The 16,136-nt window shown below is 65.6% G+C and carries 16 protein-coding genes and 1 pseudogene; 6 read left to right on the top strand and 11 right to left on the bottom strand.

Annotated elements, in window-relative coordinates:
* Positions 1-34: 34 nt before the first annotated feature.
* Together R4P95_RS12445 and R4P95_RS12440 are read left to right on the top strand one after the other, a co-directional pair.
* A complete protein-coding gene (locus R4P95_RS12445; RefSeq protein WP_159923143.1) occupies positions 35-460 on the top strand; it encodes a hypothetical protein in 426 nt (141 codons plus the stop codon).
* 35 nt (positions 461-495) lie between these two features.
* On the top strand, positions 496-1,029 hold the full coding sequence (locus R4P95_RS12440) for a DUF1360 domain-containing protein (RefSeq protein WP_213575801.1): 534 nt from the start codon (positions 496-498) through the stop codon (positions 1,027-1,029).
* Here R4P95_RS12440 and R4P95_RS12435 read toward each other — a convergent pair.
* The 5 genes from R4P95_RS12435 to R4P95_RS12415 form a co-directional block, all read right to left on the bottom strand.
* Entirely contained in the window at positions 1,026-3,461 is a 2,436-nt protein-coding gene (locus R4P95_RS12435) for an ATP-binding protein (protein ID WP_411567407.1), read from the bottom strand. The genes R4P95_RS12440 and R4P95_RS12435 overlap by 4 nt on opposite strands.
* A 123-nt stretch (positions 3,462-3,584) precedes the next feature.
* Positions 3,585-4,646, bottom strand: a complete 1,062-nt coding sequence (locus tag R4P95_RS12430) for a helix-turn-helix domain-containing protein (RefSeq protein ID WP_317744359.1) — start codon at positions 4,644-4,646, stop codon at positions 3,585-3,587.
* 9 nt (positions 4,647-4,655) lie between these two features.
* Positions 4,656-5,627 carry an alpha/beta hydrolase gene (locus R4P95_RS12425; protein WP_213575799.1) on the bottom strand — a complete coding sequence of 324 codons (972 nt, stop codon included), beginning with the start codon at positions 5,625-5,627 and terminating at the stop codon, positions 4,656-4,658.
* Between the two features lie 101 nt (positions 5,628-5,728).
* A complete protein-coding gene (locus R4P95_RS12420) occupies positions 5,729-6,517 on the bottom strand; it encodes a pirin family protein (RefSeq protein ID WP_317744360.1) in 789 nt (262 codons plus the stop codon).
* 47 nt (positions 6,518-6,564) lie between these two features.
* On the bottom strand, positions 6,565-7,074 hold the full coding sequence (locus R4P95_RS12415) for a VOC family protein (RefSeq protein ID WP_213575797.1): 510 nt from the start codon (positions 7,072-7,074) through the stop codon (positions 6,565-6,567).
* Positions 7,075-7,210: 136 nt separating this feature from the next.
* On the opposite strand from R4P95_RS12415, the gene R4P95_RS12410 reads away from it, so the two are divergent.
* The 3 genes from R4P95_RS12410 (at position 7,211) to R4P95_RS12400 (ending at position 8,768) form a co-directional block, all read left to right on the top strand.
* Entirely contained in the window at positions 7,211-7,672 is a 462-nt protein-coding gene (locus R4P95_RS12410) for a MarR family winged helix-turn-helix transcriptional regulator (RefSeq protein ID WP_213575796.1), read from the top strand.
* A gap of 78 nt (positions 7,673-7,750) precedes the next feature.
* Complete coding sequence (locus R4P95_RS12405; protein WP_213575795.1) at positions 7,751-8,104, top strand: GNAT family N-acetyltransferase; 354 nt, start codon at positions 7,751-7,753, stop codon at positions 8,102-8,104.
* A gap of 109 nt (positions 8,105-8,213) precedes the next feature.
* The gene (locus tag R4P95_RS12400; protein ID WP_213575794.1) at positions 8,214-8,768 is read left to right on the top strand and encodes a YceI family protein; all 555 of its coding nucleotides are present in this window, start codon (positions 8,214-8,216) and stop codon (positions 8,766-8,768) included.
* Positions 8,769-8,892: 124 nt separating this feature from the next.
* Here R4P95_RS12400 and pip read toward each other — a convergent pair.
* The 6 genes and pseudogenes from pip to R4P95_RS12370 all read right to left on the bottom strand — a co-directional run bounded on the left by pip (position 8,893) and on the right by R4P95_RS12370 (position 15,070).
* Positions 8,893-9,839 (bottom strand): annotated as a pseudogene (gene pip / locus R4P95_RS12395) (prolyl aminopeptidase).
* A 35-nt stretch (positions 9,840-9,874) separates the two neighbouring features.
* Entirely contained in the window at positions 9,875-12,226 is a 2,352-nt protein-coding gene (locus R4P95_RS12390; RefSeq protein ID WP_317744627.1) for an FHA domain-containing protein, read from the bottom strand.
* Positions 12,227-12,340: 114 nt separating this feature from the next.
* Positions 12,341-12,985 carry a class I SAM-dependent methyltransferase gene (locus R4P95_RS12385; RefSeq protein ID WP_213575792.1) on the bottom strand — a complete coding sequence of 215 codons (645 nt, stop codon included), beginning with the start codon at positions 12,983-12,985 and terminating at the stop codon, positions 12,341-12,343.
* 20 nt (positions 12,986-13,005) lie between these two features.
* On the bottom strand, positions 13,006-13,977 hold the full coding sequence (locus tag R4P95_RS12380; RefSeq protein WP_317744361.1) for a YihY/virulence factor BrkB family protein: 972 nt from the start codon (positions 13,975-13,977) through the stop codon (positions 13,006-13,008).
* Positions 13,978-14,085: 108 nt separating this feature from the next.
* On the bottom strand, positions 14,086-14,643 hold the full coding sequence (locus R4P95_RS12375; RefSeq protein ID WP_249354268.1) for a YdeI/OmpD-associated family protein: 558 nt from the start codon (positions 14,641-14,643) through the stop codon (positions 14,086-14,088).
* 10 nt (positions 14,644-14,653) lie between these two features.
* Positions 14,654-15,070, bottom strand: a complete 417-nt coding sequence (locus R4P95_RS12370) for a VOC family protein (RefSeq protein WP_317744362.1) — start codon at positions 15,068-15,070, stop codon at positions 14,654-14,656.
* A gap of 89 nt (positions 15,071-15,159) precedes the next feature.
* Here R4P95_RS12370 and R4P95_RS12365 point away from each other — a divergent pair, with 89 nt between their 5' ends.
* Positions 15,160-16,107, top strand: a complete 948-nt coding sequence (locus R4P95_RS12365) for a YafY family protein (RefSeq protein WP_317744363.1) — start codon at positions 15,160-15,162, stop codon at positions 16,105-16,107.
* The last annotated feature ends 29 nt before the right edge of the window (positions 16,108-16,136 follow it).

Genomic DNA, 16,136 nt, shown 5'->3' with positions numbered 1-16,136 from the left:
TTTCGGTGACTACTCGATCGGGCACGCAACAACTATGAGTATCGAAGATGGTCCTGGTGACACCCTCAACCCAGCCGAAAGCCTCGACCCCGACGACGTGCGGAACAACGACGGCGACGACGTCGTCGACCCGCCGGAGCACTGGAGTGAGGCCGACAAGTTCGGCATGACACCACGCGAAGAGCGTGAAGGCGAGACGCTCGACGAGAAATTGTCCGAGGAAGAGCCCGACGTCGAGGTCGAGGTGCCGCCGGACATTCCCGTGGCCGCCGCACCGGACGACTCCCTGACCGAGGAGGACGTCGACCGAGTCCTCGACGACGACGTCGAGATTTCGGGCGAGGGCAGAAAGTCCGCGGAGGTCGTCGACGGCGTGATCGTCGAAGATTCACGGGTCGACAAAGGTCAGGTCGACGGCACTCCCGAGGACGGCGACTCGCTCTTTCCCATCGTGGATTGACAACGCACTCGGCACAGCGAACAAGGGGAAAGTGGATGAACGTGGCACAGGCGCCGGAACGCGAACGGAGTGCGACAACAGGCGAGCGCGAACAGAGTTCGACCGGGCGCGAACGCTCCCTGAACGGCTACGCGGCGACGATGGCGGCGTACACCTTCGTCGTCGCCGTGGTCACGGTGCTCGGCGCTCTCACCAACCGGCAGCTCCCGCGGGCCATGACCGTGCGAGAACTCGTCATCACTGCGTTTGCGGCGCACAAACTTTCCCGCACGGTGACCAAGGACGCCGTCACCACGCCGCTCCGCGCACCGTTCACCGAGCGGGCCGGGGACGGGGGGCCCGGCGAGGTGATGGAGAAGCCGCAGGCCTCCGACGGTGTCAAGCACAGCATCGGCGAACTGCTGACCTGCCCGTTCTGCTTCGATGTCTGGGTGATCACCGGTTTCACCATCGGGCACGTCTTCGCACCCCGGGCGACACGCATGGTGGCCGATGCGATGGCGGCTCTGGCCGGCGCGGACTTCCTGCAACTCGCGTACGCCACCGCCCAACAGGTAGCCGAAGGCTAGTTCGCGGCCCGGCCGGCGGACTCGGCCGTGAAGTTGTCGACGATGTCCGACGCGATTTCCCGCAGTTTCACGTTGCGGTGCTGCGAATACGTGACCAGCTTCTCGAAGGCCGTGTCCGCGTCGCACTGGAACGCCGCCATCGTCAGGCCTACCGCTTGACTCAGCGTGGTGCGGGTGTCCAGTGCGGTGCGCAGCTGATCGGTCTCGCGTTCACCGTCCGCGATGAGTGTCTCCCGGAACCAGGACAATTCCAGGTGGACACGGATTCGCGCCACCAGTTCGGCCGGTTGAAAGGGTTTGACGATGTAGTCGTCGGCGCCCTGACTCAAACCGTCGACTGCCGACTCGGTGCCCGCGCGAGCAGTGAGGAGAACGACGGGCAGCCGCGCCGTCGACTCGTCCGCACGGAGTTCCTTCAGGAAGGTGATTCCGTCACGACCGGGCATCATCACATCGCTGAGAACCAGATGCGGTCGCCGATCCGCCAGACGACGCCAAGCGGTATCCGCGTCCGGCACGGCGTCGACGTCCCAGCCTTGCCCCGCGAGCAGTCGGGTCAGGTAGGCCCGGAGATCGCTGTGGTCTTCGAGCAGCAGAATGCGGTACCGCGGCGCATCGTCGTCCGCTGCCACAGGCACCGGGGAGGGCGGGACCGGCTCCCGCTGCACTATCTCGCTGAAGTATGCAGTGGCGTCCACTCGTGCCGGGTTGGTGGGAACAGCCGCCGGCGCCGCCACGCGCGGCACGCGAACCGTGAAGGTGCTTCCCCGTCCCAGCGTGCTGTCGAGGACGACGGATCCGCCGAGCGCCTCGGCGAGATCCGCGACGAGGGAAAGACCGATGCCCACACCGCCGCCACTGTTGGGCGCTGCCCCCTCGACCCGATGGAAACGTTCGAACACCCGGTCCTGCTCGTCGGCCGGAATTCCGACGCCGGTATCGGCCACGCGCAAGATCAGATGGTTGTCTTCCTGCCGAAGTGACACGTCGGCAGAGCCGCTGTCGGTGTTGTATTTGAGGGCGTTCGACACCAGGTTGAGGACGACCTTCACCCACATTTCCTGGTCGACGTCGACCAGTCCCACACCTTCGTCGATGTCGGTTCGGAGGAGAAGCCCCGCGTCCTCGGCTGCGGAGGCAAACATGCTCACACAGTCGGCGGTCAACCTGCCGATGTCGGTCGATTCCGGTTTCTGCTCGAGTGTGCCGCCGGCGGCGGTGGAGAGGTCCAGCAAGCCGTCGACAAGTCGCTGAAGCCGCTGCGCCGCCCGATAGGCGACGGCGATCGCATCGCGCCGTTCCTCGATCGACACCACACCGTTCTCTTCGCCCAATGTTTGCAGCGGCCCGAGGAGCAACGTCAGCGGTGTACGGAACTCGTGGCTGATGTTCTGGAAGAATCGCGTTTTCGCGGTGTCGAGTTCAGCGAGGGCTGCGGCGCGGTCTCGTTCGAACTCGAAGGCCAGAGCGTCCGACGTCAACGTCGACACCTTCGCGGCCACCAATTCGAAGAAGCTGCGATAGGCGTCGTCGAATGCGCGGCACGCGCTGATGCCGAGAACCAACAGACCCACCGGCTCGGAGTCTCCGGTCACCACCAGCGGATACACCCGCGCGTCGGCCGGGTGAATGCCCTCGCCCGCAGCGATGCGCCGCGGTGCGAGCTCCGTGCCCCGGTCCGTTCCCACGGCACCGACCAGGACCAGATCGTGCGGCGCTCCGTTTCCAGCTGCTCCAGCGATGTCCTCCCGCAGATACATCACTGCCACCGGCACATCGTCGCTGCTGTCGGCCAGGACCTCCATGACCGCCTGGCACGAATCCGCGATCGGGTCGTCTCCCTCGGCGGTCGAGACCATGCCCAGTCGACGGAGCGTCTCCAATCGGCGTTCTCCGAGCACACGAGTCGTCACATCCGTCGTCGCGACGAAGACACCCGCCACGTTCCCGCCTTCGTCGTGCACCGGGCTGTAGGAGAACGTCCAATACGTCTCCTCCAGGTAGCCGTGACGTCGCAGGAACAACTGCTGGTTCTCCATGTACGTCGCTTCACCGCCCGCGAGTGCCTGCTCGGCGAGCGGTCCCAGCTCGTCCCACACCTCCGCCCAGCACTGCGCACCCGGCTCGCCGACCGCGGCCGGATACTTCTCACCCAGTACCGGCGTGTAGGCGTCGTTGAAGATTTGCACCAGGTCGGGGCCCCACCACAGCAGCATCGGCACTGCCGACGGCAATACCGTGCGGACCGCAGCCCTCAGCTCCACGGACCAGGTCTCGACCGGTCCCAGCGGCGTGGCTGCCCAGTCGTGGCGGCGAAGCCGTTCCCGCGTCTCACCGGGCCCTGCGAACAACCGTTCCGCAGACCAGGAAGCTTCACCCGAGGCAGTCACAATCCATGGACCTTTCGTCCACCGCCGGTTTCCCGGACCCATCCATTCCGTCCCAGAATCATGGCCCAAGTTCGACTCATCTCGCCATGCAGGTGGTCGCTACGGATTAACGGGAACGTGCTACCCGGGTGAATGCGGTGATCAACGGCGAGTCGAGGCGCACCGTCACCGGTTGTCGATCACCATCATCAGTGCCGTCGCACGAGCCCGATTCTCGATCGCGTCGACAGCGAAACCCAGGTGCCGGGACAGCTTGGTCAGCCGGTGCGCAACGCTGCTGTGATGCAGATGCATGCTCTCCGCCGCGGCCCGCAGCGTTCCCGACCGTAGATACACCCGCAGTGTCGCCAGCAACTCCGACCCCTGTTCGGAGTCGCGCAGTCCGGAAGCGTGAACAAGATCGGGAATCGCGGCGTGTGCGAGGCTCTGCCCCACCACCAGCAGGTTGAGGGCGCCGAGGTCGTCCGCGTTTCCGATCGGTTCGGGTCCCGAGGCCTGACTACGGGCGAATTTCGCTGTACCGACGAGCGTGTTCGCGTCCGACGCCGGGGCCGCCAGTGAGAGACCCACCTGCACGGATCGGGAACGGGCCACGTCGGCGAATTCCGTTGTCGGCACGAATGACTCCGCAACCAGCATCAGCGAGTCGCCGTCCACCTCGATCTCCGTGGAGCGGCCGGGTGCGAGCTTACCGGGCAGCGGTAGGCGCGCGCCGCCACCGGCCGTGTACACGAGCACACGGACGGGAGTCGACGGTTCCATCCGCAGCGCAGCGCACGAGGTGAGCACCGCCAGCTCGTCCATCGGAAAGAGAAGATTGCGTGTGTGCTCGGCGTCGGTGAGCACACGGCGCGGTTGCAGGATGATCGCCGCGGTCAAAGCCATCCGGTCGACGAGCATGTCGTCGAGCGGGAGACTCGCACCCGACCTCTCTATCCAGACAGACCCGACCACCACATCGTCGACCACGACGTCCTTCGATGCACTGGGCGCCAGCCGGGGCTGCGGAGACCACCGCCCGCGAGGATCACAGCGGCGTGGCTCGGAACTACCGGACCACCCCGAGATGTCGATGCCGACGACGCAATCGGCCAGCGCGGCACTCGCCCGGAGCATCGAAGCGGTGTCCGCGCCGTGGCGGACCAGCGCGTCGAAATAGTCGATCACTCGTACCAGGCCCGCCGAGTCCGCATCGAGCTCGGCGAGCCGGTACATCAGTCCCTGCATCCAGCAACGCTACGAGGCTGGTGACACCACACGCAAGCCTCTCCGCAGCGCGTCGAGCGCCTCCGCCATCGCGCGTTTGCTGACCTCTGCCGTCGCCAGCAATCCGGACCCGTGGAAGGTGCCGGGGAACGAATGCAGCTCCACGCTGATACCGGCCCTGAGCAGGCCGAGGGCGTAGTCGATCCCCTCGTCACGCAGCGGGTCCAATTCCATGGTGCAGAGATAGGTCGGGGGCAAGCCACGAAGATCGGTTGCGCGGGCCGGTGCCGCGTAGATCGACACATTCGGATCTTCCGGTCCCGTGTAGGACGTCCCGAGGTAGTACTGCCACGACAGGATCGCATTGGGGCGGTGCCACAACGGAGTGTCCACGAAGGTCGTCATCGAGGCGGTGGTCAGCCGGTCGTCGAGCTCGGGAATGTCGAGGAGCTGGAATGCGACCGGGACGACGGCCTCGTCGCGCGCCCTCAGGACGGTTCCGGCGGCGAGCCCACCGCCCGCGCTCTGACCACCGACCGCGATGCGGGAGGCATCGATTCCCCAGTCGTCCGCGTGGGCGTGGAGGTGAGTCAAGGCCGCGTAGCAGTCGTCGAGCGGACCCGGAAAGGGCGTTTCCGGAGCTAACCGGTATTCGACGCTTGCGACGGCGCACCCGAGTTCCCGCACCACCTCGACGCAGAAGGGGTCGCTGGAGGCCGCTGTTCCGATGGCGAACCCGCCCCCGTGGATCCATAGAAGAACCGGCAGCGGTCCCTCCGCGTTCTCCGGCGTGAAGAACCGGACACCGACGTCCGGATCGTCGCCGAGGCCTGGGACCGACAACTCCTGAACACGGACTCCGTCGAACGATAGATCAGCCAACAGGGAGCCGACCAGGGAGTCGAATGTTGCCCGTGCGGAGGGCAGGTCGGAGAAATCGAGATTCGGGAGCATGGTGACCGCGGCCGCGAGTTCGGGGTCGAGCGTGGGAAATGATGTCATGCACCCAGCATGAATCCGAATGTGGCCCAGGTCACCCAACAGCTGGAGGAAGTTGGCGAGGGAGCGCCCGACGGGTGTCGGACGCCTCGGAACCCGACCGACTACCCGGCGATCTCGGCGTGCATCTCCCACACGATGACCTCGGCACCGGTTTCGGTAGTCAGTTGCTGACCTCCACCGCCGCTGACCCGAACGGCGTCGCCTTCGTCGAGCACCCCGACGCCCTCCAGCGATGCTTCACCGCGCGCCACGAACACATGGAGGAACGGCGCATCGGGCAGGGCGATCGGCGCCTGACCGGGTTGCATGCGCGCAACGTGCATTGCGGCGTACTTGTTCTTGATCCGTATCGCCGAGTGGTCGGCGTACGCGGGCATGCCCGACGCGACCGGCACCAGTCCCCCGGCCAGCAATTCGTGGTCGATCTCGAGTTGTTCGTAACCGGGCGTGATACCGGCTTCGTCGGGAACGACCCACATCTGGATGAAGTGCACCGGGTCGCTGTGCTGGTCGGCATGGGCACCGGTGACACCGTCCAGACGCCAGGAGTCGTTCTTCTCGGAGTGCAAGATGCCGGTGCCCGCGCTCATCCGCTGAGCCAGGCCTGGGTAGATGACCCCGGAATGCCCCATCGAATCCTGATGTACCAGCGAACCCTGCAGCACCCAGGTGACGATCTCCATGTCCTGGTGTGGGTGGGTGTCGAAGCCCATCCCGGGAACGACGATGTCGTCGTTGTTGACCATCAGCACCCCGTGGTGGGTATTGGCGGGGTCGTAGTGGCGGCTGAACGAGAACGAATGCTTGGAATCGAGCCAGCCGGCCTGGGTCTTGAAGCGGTCGTCGGCCCGGCGGACGTCCAATGGGGGACGAGTTACGGAAGTGGTCATACGGAGCACCTTTCGAGATGTCGGAATGGTGGTTGTGGCGCTCTCGATCAGAGAACGTGTGACCCGTACATTTCCCCGAGTGGGTCGGCGATGAGTTCGAGGCGGGCCCCGTCAGGGTCGCGGAAGTACAGCGACACCTCGCTGTGCTCGATCAGCTCGACGCCGGCGTCCGTCAGCTTGCGGCGCAGGTGTTCCCACCGTTCGGGTTCGACGCTGATCGCGACATGATGCAGGCCGCCGAGAACCTCCTGATAGGGGCCGATGTCGAGTCCGGGGAAGTCGAAGAACGCCAGCAGGTTGCCGTTTCCGATGTCGAAGAAGAAGTGCGACGACCCGGAGTAGTCCCGATTCTCGATCAGCTCCGTGAGCGGAAACTCCAGCACATCCTGATAAAACCGCACCGTGCGCTCGACGTCCCCGCTGATCAATGCGGTGTGATGGAGACCGCGGGCCGACGACGCGGGTCGCGACGCGGCCGGCTTCAGGTGCTCGGCACGGATTCGGTCGCGCTGCACCGCGAACCCCTCGGAACTCTTCTGCTCGGGCGTGGTGTTCATAGCCGTGATTCCTTTCGCGAGGTGGCGAGGAGGACGCCGGTCAGCTTTCGGGCCAATCGGGGTGATTGCGTCTTCAACTAGTTTGAAGAATACCTCAAGTAGTTGCGCTGTCAACTACTTGAGGTATTGTTGATATGTGAAGACAACTCGGTGGCTCAGCGCGCAGGAACAACACACGTGGCGTGCCTATCTCGACGCCACTCGCCTGCTGCTGCAAGCGCTCGATCGGCAACTCAACCGTGATGCGGGCATCTCGTTCACCGATTTCGAACTGCTCGTCGTCCTCTCGGAGGCCCCCGAGCGGCGACTGCGGATGAGCGAACTGGCAGAGGCCGTCACCACGACTCGCAGCGGGGTGACGCGGGCAATCAGCAGGCTCGTCGATGCCGGCTGGGTACGCCGCGTGGAGTGCAAGCACGACAAACGCGGAATGATGGCCGAGTTGACGGATGCCGGCGCCGACAAGCTCGCCGCCGCAAGCCCTGGACATGTGGCCGAGGTTCGCCGGAACATGTTCGACCTGCTCAGCCCGCGGGACGTCGCGATCCTCGGCCACGACTACAGCGAGATGCGCGCCCATATGCTCGAGAACACCTGAACGGCAATTCCACCCACCCGAAATTCGGCCCACCCGATTCCGCCCACTCGCAGTGTCACCGAGCAAGAAGGACGATCAATGACGCACTCCGACAACACCTCTCCCGCACTCGACACCACGGTCACGCACGTGCCCGATCGGCACCGCTACGAGCTCGGCGTCTCGGGACAACGGGTGGGGTTCACCGCATACCGCGACCACGACGGTCGCCGCGTCTTCTTCCACACGGAAATCGACGACGCATTCTCCGGCCACGGCCTCAGCTCCATCCTGATCCGCCATGCACTCGACGATGTGCGCCGCTCGGGATTGCGTATCGTCGCGGTCTGCCCACTGGTGGCCGCCTATCTGAAGAAGCACGACGACTTCGAGGACATCACCGACCCGGTGACGTCCGAGATCCTCGAGTTCATTCGCTCGTCGACCCGGTAGTTTTTCATTTTAGTTGACATCGCAACGACATCCCCCTATCGTTGTAGTTGCAAGTTCAATTACTTCAGATTCTTCACCACCCCGGTAGACCACTCTCGAGGAGTTCACCATGACCACCGCCATCACCACGCTGCCCGGCCTCACCGCAGGAACCTGGGCCATCGACCCCGTCCACTCCACCGTCGGCTTCTCCGTCCGCCACCTGATGGTCAGCAAGGTCCGCGGCACGTTCAACGACTTCACCGGCGCCATCACCGTCGCCGAGGACGGCACCGCCTCCGTCACCGCCGAGATCCAGGTCGGCTCGATCGACACCAAGAACGCCGACCGCGACGCCCACATCAAGTCGGCCGACTTCTTCGACGCCGAGCAGTTCCCCACCGCCACCTTCACCTCCACCGGCATCCGCGCCAAGGGCGACGACTACGTGGTCGACGGCAACTTCACCCTCCGCGGCGTCACCCGCCCCGTCGAGCTCGCGCTCGAATTCAACGGCGTCAACCCCGGCATGGGCAACGGCCCGGTCGCCGGCTTCGAAGCCACCACCGTCCTCAACCGCAAAGACTTCGGCATCAGCATCGACATGCCTCTCGAAGGCGGCGGAGCCGTCGTCGGCGACAAGATCACCATCAGCCTCGAGATCGAAGCCGGCCTCCAGGCCTGACACCACCCGTCTCGCCCACAGCGGGAGCGCGCTGAATGTCAGCAGTAGCCCAGAGTTTCTGGGCTACTGCGACATTCGTACGTCGAGCCGAAGACCCGGAAAAGGTCATACGGTGTCAACCACGTCAACCGAATGAGTCGATGGCAGCGATGAGTTGGTCGGTGAAGCTGCCACCACCGTGGCCGGCATCGTCGACGACGACGAGTCGACTGCTCTTCCAGAGGCGAGAGAGCTCCCACGCCGTGTCCAGCGGACCGGATACGTCGTGTCGGCCGTGGACGAGTACCGCGGGGATGCCCGTCAACCGGTCCATTCCGTCGCGTAGCTGATCGTCTGCGAGGAAATGATCTCGACCCCAATAGTGGGTGACCAAGCGTGCGAACACCATACGGAACGCAGGGTCGTGGTATCTGGGGTTCGGTGCCCACCCCGGCGCCAGGGAAACGTGGGTGTCCTCCCACTCACACCACCGCAGTGCGGCGTTCTCGCGAACGGCTGGGTCGGGATGAGCGAGCAGGCGTGCGTATGCGGCCGCAAGGTTGCCTCCGCGTTCGCCGTCCGGCACGGGTTCGACGAACCGTTCCCACTCGCGCGGGAACACCCTCCGCATGTCGCGGGTGATCCACTCGACCTCTTCGCGGGTGCCCGTGGTGATTGCACCCAACGCCATGCCGATCACACGATCGGGATGACACTGCGCGTAGGCCAACCCGAGCGTGACCCCCACGACGCACCCGCCACGACCCATCTGTCGATTCGGAGGTATTCCCGCAGTCGTTCGATGTCTTCGATCAGGTGCGCCGTCGTGTTCGTCGAGAGGTCGACGCCCGGATCATCCGCCAGTGGCCGGCTACGGCCGCATCCCCGTTGGTCGAACAGCACCGCCCGAAAAGCATTGGGGTCGAAGAGCCGGCGCATTCCGAGTGTGCAACCAGAGCCGGGGCCGCCGTGCAGATAGACCGCCGGAGTGCCGGCAGGCTCGCCGACCGTCTCCCAGTACAGGACCTGACCGTCGGAGACCTCCAGGAACCCGGAGTCGTAGGGTTCGACAGCTGGATACAGCGCCACCATGGACCAAGTGTGACAGTGCAGCGTGCGGTTGCCGACTACCCGGTTGCCGGGACCTCCGGTGCTCGGCGACGTGGGCGGCGGAGGCGAAGCCTGCTGTAGGCGACGACTGCGAGGACGACACCGATGACCACCAGCATGCCGATGCTGAACAACCACCACGACGGGACGTGTTGCCAGAGCGGGTCGTCTTCCGTGCCAGGCGAGTTCGTGCGCAGATCCGCCGTCGAGGCGGCGGCGGCGAAGCCCCAGCGGGACGGGAACAGCCACGACAACTGGTCGAGCACGGCGCGGCCGGTGATGGTGATCATGCCGCCGCACATCACCAGCTGCACCATGATCGCGATGACGAGCATGGGCATCACCTGCTCGTTCGAGCGCGCCACCGACGACAACGCCATACCGAGCACCACGCAGGCGCAGGTAGTGACGGCGATGTCCACGATCAGTTCGAGGGCGCCCGAGGGGATGACCGTCCCCGGACCCGGCAGCCCTTTGCCGACGAAGACCACCGTCACCATCACCACCGACTGCACGACCCCCGCGGCGCAGAACACCACGATCTTCGCCGTCAGGTATGCGGATGGGAGCAGTCCGGCGGCGCGTTCCCGGTGGTAGATCAAGCGCTCACCGACGAGGTCGCGGATGGTCAGCGAGCAACCCATGAAAGTCGCGCCGAGAATCAGAACGACCAGGATTTGGTTCAACTCGCTCGACTCGGGTGGCGCCGGACCGAATCCGGTGTCGCCGGGCACGAGCACGGACAACCCGCCGAGGACGAAGGGCAGGAAGGACAGGAAGATCAGGTATCCCCTGTCGGCGCGGATCAGCCGAATCTGCCTTCGCGACACGGTGCTCCACTGCCTCCACCTCGAGGTGTGCGCGGGGCTCCCCAACGGTCCGGGCGGCGGCGGTGGACCCACCTCGACCGAGGTGCGGCGGGCGCGGTACTCGGCGAACACCTTGTCGGGCTCGGCCGCGACCCGGGCGAAGACATCGGCCCAGTCGGAGCTGCCCAGCATCGAACCGATCTCGTCCGGTGGACCCACGTAGGCGGTCTTCCCGCCCGGTGCGAGGAGGAGAACCTGGTCGCACATCTCGAGGTACGAGAGCGAATGCGTGACGATTACGACGACGCGGCCCGAGTCGGCGAGGCGGCGCAACGTGCCCATGATCTGCCGGTCCAGCGCCGGGTCGAGGCCCGAGGTCGGTTCGTCGAGGATGAGGAGGGACGGCCCGGTGAGCAACTCCAGCGCGACGGATGCGCGTTTACGCTGACCGCCCGACAGGTGATCGACCCGCGTGTCCGCGTGCTCGGTGAGTTGCAGCTCGGCCAGTACCGACGCGATCACGTCCTCGCGGTCCGCCCGCGTCGTGTCCGGTGGCAGCCGCAGCTCGGCGGCGTAACCCAGCGCCTGCCGAATCGTCAATTGCCGGTGCACGACGTCGTCCTGCGGGACCAACCCGATGCGGGACCGCAGGACTTGGTAGTTGGCGTGGACGCTTCGGCCCTCGAAGTCGACCACGCCTTCGGTCGGGGTCAGTGAGCCGGAGAGAATGGTGGCCATCGTGGTCTTGCCCGCACCCGACGGGCCGATCACCGCGGTGAGCGTGCCCCGCCCTGCAATGAGATCCACTTCTTCGAGCAGTCGACGCCCGCCCTCGATGGTGAGTCCCACGCCGTGCACGTGCAGTCCGCTCACGGCCGGTGCCGTCGTTCGCCGAGGAACGAGCCGATCGCCCTCCACGCTGAAATCGGTGTTGCCGATCGTGACGACGTCACCGTCGTTCAGCCGGGCGCGGGTTACCCGGGCACCACCGACGAACGTTCCGTTGACGCTCCCGAGGTCCTCGATCTCCAGTCCGGATTTCCGGGTATGGAGGACGGCGTGCCTGCGTGAGGCGAGTACGTCGCGGACGACCAGGTCACTGTCCGGCGCTCGACCCACCGTGACGGATCCGGCGGGTACCAATTGATCCTGAGGACGGGTCGGGACCGCGTCGTCACGCGGGGCCCCGACTTCGACCGTCGACTCGTTCCATCGCGGGCCGACCGCCTGCTGCGTCGCCTCCGGATCCTCGACGAAGATGCGCACCACGGGTCCGTCGGACGCGTTGCCGAGGCGGACGGTGACGGGATCGGAGACGCGGAGCCTATCCCTGCGCTTACCGTCGACGAAGAACCCGTTCTTGCTGCCCGCGTCGACGAGTTGCCAGCCGTCGTCCCAGCTCAGGCGCGCATGCTCCCGTGACACCGCCGGATCGATCACCGTAACTTCCATCTGCGGGTCACGGCCGATGCGAACGGTTTTCCCCGCGTCGTAGCTCACGCGGGCGTGCTCGGTCTCGACCACCACCCGCGGGCTCCCGGTGTCCGCCGCGTCGTCCATAGCCAAGGCCTCCGTCAGCGTCGTCCGGCGTCCGGATGTCGACTCGTCCATCGTCTCACGCAGCCGCGGTCGCTCGCGGACGAAGCGCTCACCAGAGCCGACCGGTCCGACGGTCTAGATCCGCGTGATAGTCGCGAGCCACGCCGGTGCGCCGTCGTCGTGGTGGAATCTTGTCAGTATCCGGTCCGGCTCGATGGTGTCGATATTCCATCCGGTCCCGGAGTCGAAGGCCGCTGTCAGCTCTTCGCGACTGACGGGGTGCGGGCCGGTTTCCGGACCATCATCGCTGAAGCACAACACATACAGGGTTCCCTGATGCTCGGTCACCGACGCCAGACTCGCCACGTATCCGGGCCGCTCACTGTCGTCGAAGGTGTGGAACAGTCCGCAGTCGAGCACCGTCTCGAACATGCGCCCCACACGTCCCAGTTCGAACGCGTCCACCGCAGCGAAGTCGACCGCGAGTCTGCGTTCGTCGGCTTTTTCTCGGGCGAGCGCCAGGGCCGTCTCGGCCACGTCCACCCCCAGAACCGACAATCCGAGTGATGCGAGGTGCAGTGCGTTCTCGCCGCTCCCGCAGCCCACATCGAGCACCGCTCCGGTGAATCCGCCAACGGATGCGATACGCACTATCGCCGGCTGCGCCCGGCCGATATCCCACGGCGCAGGGCCGTCGCGGTACGACGCATCCCAGGGCAGCCCCGTCAGCCGTTCGTGACTGGTGGGGCGCCGGCCTGTGAAGGGATCGTCACCTGTCATTGTTTCTACTTCTCACCTCGTCAGCTGCGGTCGGCGCGTCTGTCGTCGAACGTGACCTGAATGTCTTCGTGGGCGACGGCCCGCTGCGCCTGCGCCTGGTCGCTGAAGGTGCGCTTGTCCCCTTCGATGAGATCAACCTTGTCGGTGAACGGTGCGAGCAGGGCGCGCGGATGCAGATTGTCCACCCTCACCACATTGATCTCGACGCACAGCACAACCGTGACCCCGGCGAGGAACAGAAAGGCCAACAGTCCCAGAACGATGGCGAACACACCGTTCGTGACCGAGGCGGTGCGTACCACGCTGCTGACATAGAAGGCACCGAACGTTTGCAGCATCTGCCACAGCACGGCCGCGGCCACCGCCCCGGGAATTACATCTGCGTTGGACAACGGCCGTGCAGTGGTGAGCCGGAAGGCGAGGATGAAAATCCCGGAATTCAAGATCAGCGTGGCGACGATCAGAAGCACGCTGAGGGGTCCGTCGAGATGTGCTGCGGCACCGATGCCGGAGATCGCGGCGGTGCCGAGGACAGCCAGACCGATCGTGCCGAGGAGCAGCAAACCCTGACCGCGGGCGCGGATCGGGTCGGGCCGTTGATGGCGCGGCACCGACCATGCGGTGTTCATCGCGTTCTGGCACGCCAACGCGACGCCGAGACCTCCGTACAGGGCACCGACCACACCGATCACCAGACCGGCCCACCCACCACCGATCCGGTCCTGGGTCGCGAGATCGGTCCCGATCGCCGGGAACTGGCGCAGCGCCGAGTCGATGATGTCCTGCTGCAAGCCCGGATTGCCGGCGAGAACGAAACCGAGAACCGTGGACAGCAGGAGCAACAACGGGAAAAGGGAGATGAAGCCGTAGTACGCGATCAATGCGGCGAGATAGACGCCCTGATCGTCGAGGAACTTGTACAGCACGGCGATCGGGAATCCCAGCGCCGGGTGACGACGCTGAAGGGCGTCCAACCGCCTCGCAATGCTCATGTTCCTCATTTTGCCCTGGCAGGCAGCGGAAGGCGCAGGTAAGAAGCATGCTGCCCTCGGACACCAGCCAGCTCCAGGGATTCCGCCGATCCTCGCCGAGCGGCACGGTCACCGTATTCCCGGATGGTTGGCGCGGACGTTCACCTCGGCGAGCGCGACCGTTCGCTCGATCCGACGCTGCCGGGTGTCCGGCCTCTTCGCCTTCGCGATCCACTCCAGGATCAGCCGCCGCGACGACGGCGGAAATGCTTCGAAGTTGTTGCGTGCGGCATCATTTCGATCGAGCAACGTGCGCAGGTCCTCCGGAATACTCTCATCGTCGGGCAGCACCTGCCACGTTCCCTTGGCCATGGCCAGGTCGATCATCGCCTGACCCTGCTCGGTCATCAGACCGAGCTCGATCATCCTCGCCGCACGCTCACGATTCACCCGGCTCCAGGAACTCCGCTCCGTGCGCGGAGTGAATCGCAGCCGCGAACTGTGCGCATCGTGTTTGCGGTGCACACCGTCGATCCAGCCGAAGCACAGCGCCTGCTCGATCGCCTCCGCGTAGCGCACGCTCGCGGTGCCACTGTCCTTGTGGTGAAGGACGAGCCACACTTCTCTCTCGGACTGACAGTTCTGTGCGAGCCAGTCCCGCCATTCGGTGGACGTACTCGCGGACACGGTGCTCACCTCAGGATCCCGTCCGGGATCCGAGGACGTCGAGGTAGTGCTGGTTGTACATCACGCCGAGAACGTTGCCGAACGGGTCGACGACGGAAGCGGTGACGAATCCGGGTCCGTGCTCGACCGGCTTGGCATGCACGACGGCGCCCAGGGACAGCAACCGTTCGAAGGCGGCCTCGACGTCGTCCACCGCCCAGTAGGTGATTCCCGCCCCTGCCTCACCTGTCTGGCTCTCCGCCGCGAATCGACGGTCGATGATGCCCAACTCGTGCTGATAGTCGCCGATCCGGAATTCGATGTAGGCCGGCGCTCCCTGCACCTCGCGCACGAAGTACGGCTCGATGCCCAGCAGTCCGGTGTACCAGTCCCGGGCAGCCGAGAGGTCGTCCGCGAAGAAGTTGACGGTGGTGAGTCCTCGCAACATGTGTGGTTCCTTCCATCGGTGAGTGACAAGAACCATCTTGCGTCCCAAAGTGCTCACCAAGTGAGCACTTTCTGGAGGAGACTTCACCTATGCGCGCAGACCGCCTCGTGGCCACCCTCCTACTCATGCAGTCGCGTGGCCGCCTGACCGCCGCCGAGCTCGCCGAGGAACTCGAAGTGTCCGTCGCCACTGCCCGTCGCGACCTCGAGGCCTTGTCGGTGGCGGGCATCCCGGTCTATCCCCAACCCGGCCGCGGAGGTGGTTGGTCACTCGTCGGTGGCGCGCGCACCGATCTGAGCGGCCTCTCGGCAACCGAGGCGCAGGCCCTGTTTCTGCTGGTGGGTCCGGCCGCGGCTGTCTCGGACGAGGCGAAAGCCGCGATGCGCAAACTCGTGCGCGCCCTTCCGCAGACCTTCCGGACCGACGCTGAGGCGGCTGCCAGCGCCACGATGATCGACCCCGCCCGGTGGGGTGAGCGGGACCGCCGCCGACCCGAGATGGTCAACCTTCTGCAGGATGCCGTGATCCGCCGACGCAAGGTACGACTGACGTACAGCAACAGCACCAGGCAGCAATCCGAGCGGCTCGTCGACCCGTGGGGGCTGGTCGACAAAGATGACACGTGGTACCTGCTCGCCGGAACCGACAAGGGGCAGCGCACCTTCCGCGTCGACCGCATCCTCGCCAGCGAGCCCACCGACCACCCGGCCGAGCGGCCGGACGACTTTGCCCTCGCCACGGCGTGGGAGCAGATCGTCGGGCAGATGGAGGAGAAGCGGTCACGCACCTGGGCCACCGTCCTCATCGAAGCGCGGTTCGTGCCCATACTGCGCGACCACTTCGGCCGCCACTGCCACACCGACGCCGAGCTCGACGACGGCCGCGTCCGCGTTCGTCTCGCCGCGCCGACCCCGTTGGACATCGCTCGCAACCTCGCCGGGTGGGGTGCCATGGTCGAGGTTCTGGACCCATCGTCGGTGCAATCCGAACTCGCACGGATCGGCGGTGAACTCGTCGGCCGCTATGGTCCGGGTTGATCATTCCCCGGTGACCGGGTCAGAGCCGA

This window comes from Rhodococcus sp. IEGM 27 (assembly GCF_033142305.1).
Lineage (GTDB): Bacteria > Actinomycetota > Actinomycetes > Mycobacteriales > Mycobacteriaceae > Rhodococcus_F > Rhodococcus_F oxybenzonivorans.
This window is presented reverse-complemented; position numbering and strand designations above follow the sequence as displayed.

Excerpts from the sequence above, each read along its gene's own strand:
- R4P95_RS12425 (WP_213575799.1), bottom strand. The coding sequence starts at position 5,627 with ATGACATCATTTCCCACGCTCGACCCCGAACTCGCGGCCGCGGTCACC.
- R4P95_RS12390 (WP_317744627.1), bottom strand. The coding sequence starts at position 12,226 with ATGGACGACGCGGCGGACACCGGGAGCCCGCGGGTGGTGGTCGAGACC.
- R4P95_RS12430 (WP_317744359.1), bottom strand. The coding sequence starts at position 4,646 with ATGCAGGGACTGATGTACCGGCTCGCCGAGCTCGATGCGGACTCGGCG.
- R4P95_RS12420 (WP_317744360.1), bottom strand. The coding sequence starts at position 6,517 with ATGACCACTTCCGTAACTCGTCCCCCATTGGACGTCCGCCGGGCCGAC.
- R4P95_RS12445 (WP_159923143.1), top strand. The coding sequence starts at position 35 with ATGAGTATCGAAGATGGTCCTGGTGACACCCTCAACCCAGCCGAAAGC.
- R4P95_RS12365 (WP_317744363.1), top strand. The coding sequence starts at position 15,160 with ATGCGCGCAGACCGCCTCGTGGCCACCCTCCTACTCATGCAGTCGCGT.
- R4P95_RS12380 (WP_317744361.1), bottom strand. The coding sequence starts at position 13,977 with ATGAGCATTGCGAGGCGGTTGGACGCCCTTCAGCGTCGTCACCCGGCG.
- R4P95_RS12435 (WP_411567407.1), bottom strand. The coding sequence starts at position 3,461 with ATGGGTCCGGGAAACCGGCGGTGGACGAAAGGTCCATGGATTGTGACT.
- R4P95_RS12415 (WP_213575797.1), bottom strand. The coding sequence starts at position 7,074 with ATGAACACCACGCCCGAGCAGAAGAGTTCCGAGGGGTTCGCGGTGCAG.
- R4P95_RS12400 (WP_213575794.1), top strand. The coding sequence starts at position 8,214 with ATGACCACCGCCATCACCACGCTGCCCGGCCTCACCGCAGGAACCTGG.
- R4P95_RS12385 (WP_213575792.1), bottom strand. The coding sequence starts at position 12,985 with ATGACAGGTGACGATCCCTTCACAGGCCGGCGCCCCACCAGTCACGAA.
- R4P95_RS12370 (WP_317744362.1), bottom strand. The coding sequence starts at position 15,070 with ATGTTGCGAGGACTCACCACCGTCAACTTCTTCGCGGACGACCTCTCG.
- R4P95_RS12440 (WP_213575801.1), top strand. The coding sequence starts at position 496 with ATGAACGTGGCACAGGCGCCGGAACGCGAACGGAGTGCGACAACAGGC.
- R4P95_RS12405 (WP_213575795.1), top strand. The coding sequence starts at position 7,751 with ATGACGCACTCCGACAACACCTCTCCCGCACTCGACACCACGGTCACG.